Origin of the sequence: Pseudomonas vlassakiae (genome assembly GCF_014269035.2) — a bacterium.
Lineage (GTDB): Bacteria > Pseudomonadota > Gammaproteobacteria > Pseudomonadales > Pseudomonadaceae > Aquipseudomonas > Aquipseudomonas vlassakiae.
In genome coordinates this window covers 71,417-78,917 of sequence record NZ_JABWRP020000013.1, presented here as the reverse complement: position 1 = coordinate 78,917, position 7,501 = coordinate 71,417, and the positions used below count along the sequence as shown (strand labels likewise).

Below are 7,501 nucleotides of genomic sequence, written 5' to 3'. Positions count from 1 at the left end.
TCGTCAATCAGATGCTTAAATGAAGAAGTCCAGGCGGAAGTACACCGGGCGTTCCTTTTCGGTCAGCACGCCGGGGCGTTCCAGGCTGTGGGCGAAGGTCACGCTGGCGGCCAGGTGCTGGCCACGGGCGAACAGCTCCAGCGAATGGCTGCTGGCACGGCCGTGGTACTCGCCGTTGTAGCGGTCATTGCGAATCACGCCGAGGTCATAGCCCAAACCCAGGCCGTATTCAGCCACCAGCGGCTGCAGGGCCGGCCAGGTGACCGGGCGGGTCCAGCGCAGGTCGCTGCGCCAGTAGCCGCCGCTGTCGCCGGACAACGACTGGTCTTTCAGGCCGCGCACCGACGACAACCCGCCGAGGCTGATGCGCTGCGGGCTGAACAGCACGTCCTCGCTGCGCTGGCCGGTGGCCAGGCTGCTCAAGCTCAAGCGCTCGCCAAGCACCTCGAAGCCCTGCACATAGCTGATCGTGGCGCTGTACTTGCGGTAGCGCGCCACCGGTTCACCCGGGGCCGGGTCACCGTTGCCCTGGGCATCAAAAGCACCGATGCCGTGCTGCATGCCAAGGTCGAGGTTGACGAAGGCATTGCCCAGGCGGCGACCCTGGTTGATGCCGAACTGCACCTCGCTCAGGCGGTTGCTGCTGGCCGCCAGGCGCGAGTCCTCGATGTAGTTGTTGGTGCGCAGGTGAGCGACGCCGGCACTCAGCGAGGTCTTGCTGGTGGCATCGCGGTGCACCACGCGCTCGGCACGCAACTGATGGTTCTGGCTGTCGCCGGTCTGCTTGAAGTCAAAACCACTCACCTGGGCCTTGGCACGGTATTCGGTCTCGCTGTAGCTGTAGCTGAAGTTCCACCAGCCCCAGGGCAGGCTGTAGGCCAGCACGCCGTTCTTCGAGCCGACGGTGTGATCGCTGACCACGTCGTGGCCGCCGCGCAGGATCAACTGGTCGGCCAGGCCCAAAGGGCTGTCCCATTCGAGGCCGACATTGGCCATCTGCTCGCCAGTGCTGCGTTGGCCTTCGTTGTTGCGCGACAGCGAGGCGCGCCAGGGTTTCTGCGACGTGTTGCGGACCAGCACCTCGCTGCCGCCGACCGCCTTGCCCGGGGTCAGCTCCATCTGTGCCTTGTTCGACGGCAGCCGGTTGAGCTGGTCGACCATCTGTTCGATTTCCCGCAGGTTCAGGCGCTGGCCGACGTCACCCGGGAAGGCCATGGCCAGCTCGCGCGCGCTGAGGCCGCTGTCCTTTTCAGGGCGCAGCCCTTCCACGCGCCCTTCCACCACCAGCACCTGCAAATGGCCGGAAGACAGATCCTGCTGTGGCAGGTAGGCGCGGCTGGTCACCAGGCCACGGCCCAGGTAGTGGTCGGTGAGGGCCTTGAGCAAGGCGTTGAGTTGGGGAACGCCCAGGCACTGGTCGATGAAGGGCTTGAGCAGCGCATCGCGATCAGCCGCCGACAGGCTGTCGGCACCCTTGAGCTCGATGGTGTGGATGGTGAAGCAGCGGGTATCGGCCGCAGGTTGCGGCGCGGAAGGGAGCGCCGACTTGCCGGGCAAGGTGCGCAGTTCTTCGAGGCGGCGCTGCTGCTCCTGGAGCAGACGGTCCTGGCGGTCGCGGATCAGGTCCTGGTCGCCAGGCGAGGCCGCAAGTGCGGTATCGTCGGAAAATGCCAACAGCAAGATGAAAAGCGCTTTGCGAGGCGCCAGTTGAACATGCGCCCGCATATCCACTCCCTGGAAAAAAACAGGGGGCGATATTATTGTGCCACTACACTTGCGTCAAATTTTCACCTGCAAAATCCGCCAAATAACCGACAGCCGGAACCAGGCACTGCAAGCCCCATCACCGGCATGCTGGCGACGGGGCTGATCCCGGCAGCTTACTCAGCCGCCGGCTTGCGCTTCTTCAGCGGTGCCAGGCCATCGGCACTGGCCAGCGGTGCATTCGGCCGTGGCTTGGCGGTCGGCTTGCGCTTGGCAGCGGCTTTCTTCTCGCCAGTCTTCTTGTCGACCTTCTTCTTCTTGGCACCCGCCGCCTTGCCGGAGGCCTTGACCTTCTTCGGCCCGCTGTAGGTACCTTTGACTTCCTTGATCACCCGGCGCTCGAACTGCTGCTTGAGGTAGCGCTCGATGCTCGACATCAGGTTCCAGTCATTGTGGGTGATCAGCGAGATCGCCAGGCCTTCGCCACCGGCACGGCCGGTACGGCCCACACGGTGCACGTACTCGTCACCGCTGCGTGGCATGTCGAAGTTGATCACCAGGTCCAGGCCGTCGATGTCCAGGCCACGGGCTGCCACGTCGGTGGCCACCAGTACCTTGGAGCTGCCCTGCTTGAAGCGCTCGATGGCCAGCTTGCGGTCCTTCTGGTCCTTCTCGCCGTGCAGCACGAAGGCCTTCACGTCCTTGGCCACCAGGTGACCATAGATGCGGTCGGCCAGGGCTCGGGTGTTGGTGAAGATGATCGCCTTGTCGAAGGTCTCGTTGGCCAGCAGCCACTGCACGATCTGCTCTTTATGCTGGTCGTGGTCGGCGGTGATGATCTGCTGGCGGGTGCCCTCTGCCAGCTGCGAGACGCTGTTGAGCATCAGGTGCTCAGGGTTTTTCAGGACCTTGCCGATGATGTCGCGCAGGGCCGCGCCGCCGGTGGTGGCGGAGAACAGCAGGGTCTGCTCGCGGTTCTCGCACTCCTTGCACAGGCGCTCCATGTCTTCGGCGAAGCCCATGTCGAGCATGCGGTCGGCTTCGTCGAGGATCATCACCTGCACGTGGGACAGGTCGAGGTTGCCGGCGTTGAGGTGCTCGAGCAGGCGGCCCGGGGTGCCGATCAGCACGTCCGGCACCTTGCGCAGCATGGCGGCCTGCTCCTTGAAGTCTTCACCGCCAGTGACCAGGCCGGCCTTGATGTAGGTGAACTGCGAGAACAGCTGCACTTGCTTGAGGGTCTGCTGGGCCAGCTCGCGGGTCGGCAGCAGGATCAGCGAGCGGATCTCGACGCGCCCGCCTTTCAGGTCGACCAGGCGGTTGAGCAGCGGCAGGACGAATGCCGCGGTCTTGCCGCTGCCGGTCTGCGCGGTCACACGCAGGTCGCGCCCTTGCAGGGCCAGGGGGATGGCCGCGGCCTGCACCGGGGTTGGCTCGACAAATTTAAGCTCGGCCACGGCTTTAAGCAGGCGTTCGTGCAGGGCGAATTGGGAGAACACGGAGGTAACCTCAGGCAAGTGCGGGAAATTCAGTTGCATAGGGTAACGTTTTCTGCCGCCTTAGCCGAATTTCTTTTGGCAACTTCGTCGGCTTCCGCGCTCTAATGGCGCTTCGTTTTGCTGCAATAGACCGGTTTACAAGCTCATGGACATCCAACGCATCTGGCGTGACAGCCTCGACCTGTGGGGCACACTCGACCAACATCCGCTGCTTCACGCCTCTATCGGCCTGGCCGTACTGCTGCTGGTTTCACTGGTGCTCGGGCGCCTGGCACGCTTCCTGGTGCTGCACGGCGCTCGCCTGCTGGCCCGGCAGACGGCACTCAAGTGGCTCGACGACCTGCGCCACAACAAAGTCTTCCATCGCCTGGCCCAGACCACCCCGTCACTGGTCATCCAGTTCGGCCTGAAACTGGTGCCGGAGCTGTCCGACACCGCCCAGCACTTCCTCGGCAACCTTGCCCTGGCCTTCACCCTGCTGTTCATGACCATGGCGCTGTCGTGCCTGCTCGATGCCCTGCTGGACATCTACGCCCGCACCGAACACGCCCGCACCCGCTCGATCAAGGGCTACGTGCAGCTGGCCAAGATGATGCTGTGGATCTTCGCCTCGATCGTCATCGTCGCCACCCTGATCGACCGCTCGCCGCTGTTGCTGCTGTCGGGCCTGGGTGCGATGTCGGCGGTGCTGCTGTTGGTGTACAAGGACACGCTGCTGTCGTTCGTCGCCAGCGTGCAACTGACCAGCAACGACATGCTGCACGTGGGCGACTGGATCGAGATGCCGCAGGTGGGTGCCGATGGCGACGTGGTGGATATCACCTTGCACACGGTCAAGGTGCAGAACCACGCGTGAGCTCCTACTATTTGACACAACCCGTGAGCTAAACTTGAATTGACAGACATCACCGATTGGATGATGTCCATGACCTCACACCTTCCCGAAGAAGCCCCCCCTGAACCGATCAGTTCCTACTCAAAGGTGGTGCTGAGCAACGTCAAGCTTTGGAAGCCCTGTGCCTCCGATCAAGCTATGGATTGGGTAGGGGGTATCTCAGAAGACGGACTCGGCATTGAGCCTTATCCTGTCGAACGCCTGCCGTACGAAAACTCAAGCATCCACACCCTTTACGTAATCCTTCAGCCTAACGGAAGTATTTGGCGCGACGGTAGCTTATACCTGTACTGGCTCTCAGTAGAGCAAGGTAAGAAGGCGCCTACGCTCGAGAACATCGCAGGCGACCTATGCGATTTCATGAACAAAATGCAGGAGGGCGGAAGAGACTATTTGAATTTTGAGGGAGAGTCATACAGCCGCCCGACCTACTACTACAAAGCTCAGATGAAAAAGGCCATTCAACGTAAGGAACGGAGCGGTACGACGGGGAGTGGTGAGAAGCTAGGAAGAGGTACAGCTAATCGAAAGATCACCAGCATGATTGGTTTCTATCGCTGGATGGTAAACACAGGACGTTTTAAGCCCCAACAGGCAATGTGGGTTAGCACTACAAAGTATATCTCGTATGACGACCGCCATGGCTTTCGACAATCTCGCGAAATCATTTGTACTGACCTCACCTTTAGGAAGGTCGCCGCGATCTCCATGGGCGACCACATTGAAGATGGAGGGAAGCTCCACCCAATCACCCGGGAGAACCAGCAAGCTCTCATGTCTGCACTGGTGCGACTGCGTAATCCTGAGATGCTGCTAATTTATATCATAGCGTTGGCCACAGGAATGAGAATCCAGTCTATCCTGAATCTGCGCTTCCATTGCATTCGACAAGATGTAGGTTCACCAGAGGATCAAAATAGGAATGCCTTGTACGCGATTACCATTGGAGGGCTAACGAATGTGGGAGCAAAAGGCGGCAAGGAACAAAGCGTACTCATGCCTGCCTGGCTGCACTACCGAATTACGATCTATCTAAACTCTCAACGACACAAGGACAGAGCTATGAAATCACCGATCAGCAAAATCTATGACCAATATCTCTTTTTGACGAGAACTGGCAAGCCGTACTACGTAGCAGAGGAAGACAGCGAGCTTTTCGGATACTCCAACGAGCGCGGATCAGCAGTCCGACAGTTCGCCACAAAAATCCTACAGGAGCTCGCAAAAGAAGGCCTTGCATTCAAATATCAATTCCACGATCTACGAGCTACTTTCGGCATGAACTTAATCGAGGACAATATGAAACTAGTAGAAAAAGGCGAAATATCGCAACTCGAGTTGCTGGATTTGGTTAGGAGAAGACTAAACCACAGCAGCGTTGACGTTTCCATGCGCTACTTGAGGTTTAGGTCTGATCATCCTCTGATTGCCAACGCCCAATCGGAGTTTGAACTTCATCTTGAGGGCGTTATTACAACGGAAATGAAACGACATGAGGGTATTCGATCGTGAAATTTATAAAGTCGACTTACACAACCTTGAACTGGATGAATGCCAGCGAGAAATCGCTGACATACCTATTGAGGGTCTTATTTTAGAATGCACTAAAGAGCGCAAAGCCGATATAGGCGCACTTTGTTACCAAACTCGCACCAAACCCACCCGAGCACTGACAAAAAAAGTAGATCTCCATACGCTGCGATTAGAGCGTAAGAGCGCTGTGCGTGCCTGGGTTGTGCAGCAGGTCACACAATCTTATACCTGCAACACTGCCACCACCATTTTCGCCAACGCCTCCAAAATTTCCGGAATCTTTGACTGGGCGGACTCCAATGGCTTTGAAGACTTCCTGAAATCTCCAGAAAACTACCATCAAGCTTTGCAAGCCTATTCACAAAACTTGCTTCGTCAGGTTGGGACAAAGGAAAAATCATTATTGACTGCGAGCAATCACCAGTCAATGGCGCTACACAGTGGATATATTTTCTTCCCAGGGACGGCATTTAATTTCCGAGATGACCTTCCAATCATTTCTAATAAAGGGGGCAGGTCTAAGCCCACCCAACCGCCTCTCCAAAGCGAAATGGAAGCATATCTTACGCCCTGCCAATACCTCTTTGACGGCCTAACTGAATTCGTCCTTAACTTCAGAAGATTTCCCACTCGCATTCCATTCATGAGTGAATACCTCTGGTTACTTCCTGCAGAATACCCGTTCATAAGCAAAATTGTGCTTTCACAGAAACCGAAAGTTCAAAACAACATTTGCTGGAACTACGAAAATGGCAACATTCGTGCAATTCAGGAAGCAGCCAGACTTAGTCGCCGCTCTCTCTATCAGGTGCAGGCTGATCTCGCGGCCGCAAATACAGACATGTACAAGGCCAATAGTAATCAAAGGCACGAGAAACGAATAAAGCTTGCTAAAATAGCACACGATTCATTTATCCCTTTGTTTGTAGCCAATAGCGGAATTAACGAGCAAACTCTGAGAGATCTGATTTTCGATGAAAACTATGAAACCTTTGATTCGGGGGAAAAGGGTTTTATCGGCATCAAGATACGCGCCGGAGGAAGGGAGGTAAAATTCTCCATAAAAAAAACTTTCACCAAGCAATTTGACAAATTTATCCAGCTACGTAAATTCATCGGCGACGGAACAGAAGAGAAATATTTGTTTATCGGCATCACCATTAACGAACAATCCATAGGCGGCCAGCTAGCCCTAGGAGAAATCTCAAAGCTTAACGACAGAATCAAACGCATTTTGATTCCCAACTTTAAAGGCTTGAGTTACCAAAAGCTCAGAAAATACAAAAGCAATTACCTGCTTAACAAAGGCCATTCCATCCAAGTCGTTTCATCACTGCTACAAACTAGCGAGAGAACGGTGCTCAATAGTTATGCTCAAGCTAATGAAAATACGGCCATAGCTGAAATAACAACCATGATGAGGCGGTTGATTGATCTATTAAATGACTATTCCGGAGAAGAAACCCCAGCTGGTGACTGTGCAGATATCTCTGGTCGTTCGGAAGCAATCTCTCCGCCTCCTGACTATGAGCCAAACTGCAAAAACTTTGAAGGTTGCATTTTCTGCAGCCAATTTAGAACCCATGCCACTGAACCAGCTATTCGTAAGCTCCTGAGCATGCGTTTCGTCACTTTGGAATATTTGAACTCTTGCGCTGATAGAAGTCATTTCGAAAGTATTCATGGCGCAGCTGTGACGCAGATTGACCGCATCCTTTCAGAACTTCTGGAGCAGCGGCCTGACCTGTCACAATTAGTTAGTCAAATCAGCGCAGAAATCAGTAATGAGTATAAACTTTCTGATTACTGGAAGCGCTTCTACCATCGCATGATTCAGTTGAAGGTGATGAAATGATAGCTAAACGACAAA

At 55.8% G+C, this 7,501-nt stretch carries 4 protein-coding genes and 1 pseudogene; 3 read left to right on the top strand and 2 right to left on the bottom strand.

The features are described 5' to 3' along the window. Window positions 1-15: 15 nt before the first annotated feature. On the bottom strand, window positions 16-1,725 hold the full coding sequence (locus tag HU738_RS17525) for a ShlB/FhaC/HecB family hemolysin secretion/activation protein (RefSeq protein WP_186603678.1): 1,710 nt from the start codon (window positions 1,723-1,725) through the stop codon (window positions 16-18). Between the two features lie 155 nt (window positions 1,726-1,880). Then, complete coding sequence (locus HU738_RS17520) at window positions 1,881-3,242, bottom strand: DEAD/DEAH box helicase (RefSeq protein WP_099815967.1); 1,362 nt, start codon at window positions 3,240-3,242, stop codon at window positions 1,881-1,883. 106 nt (window positions 3,243-3,348) lie between these two features. On the opposite strand from HU738_RS17520, the pseudogene HU738_RS17515 reads away from it, so the two are divergent. The 3 genes and pseudogenes from HU738_RS17515 to HU738_RS17505 form a co-directional block, all read left to right on the top strand. Continuing rightward, window positions 3,349-4,050: pseudogene (locus HU738_RS17515) on the top strand (mechanosensitive ion channel domain-containing protein); the annotation flags it as partial. Between the two features lie 78 nt (window positions 4,051-4,128). After that, window positions 4,129-5,610: a tyrosine-type recombinase/integrase gene (locus HU738_RS17510; RefSeq protein ID WP_186603677.1), complete on the top strand. Its 1,482-nt coding sequence runs from the start codon at window positions 4,129-4,131 to the stop codon at window positions 5,608-5,610. After that, window positions 5,591-7,486, top strand: coding sequence for a hypothetical protein (locus HU738_RS17505; RefSeq protein WP_186603676.1), 1,896 nt, complete (start codon window positions 5,591-5,593; stop codon window positions 7,484-7,486). The genes HU738_RS17510 and HU738_RS17505 overlap by 20 nt, the downstream gene beginning before the upstream one ends. Window positions 7,487-7,501 lie beyond the last annotated feature (15 nt).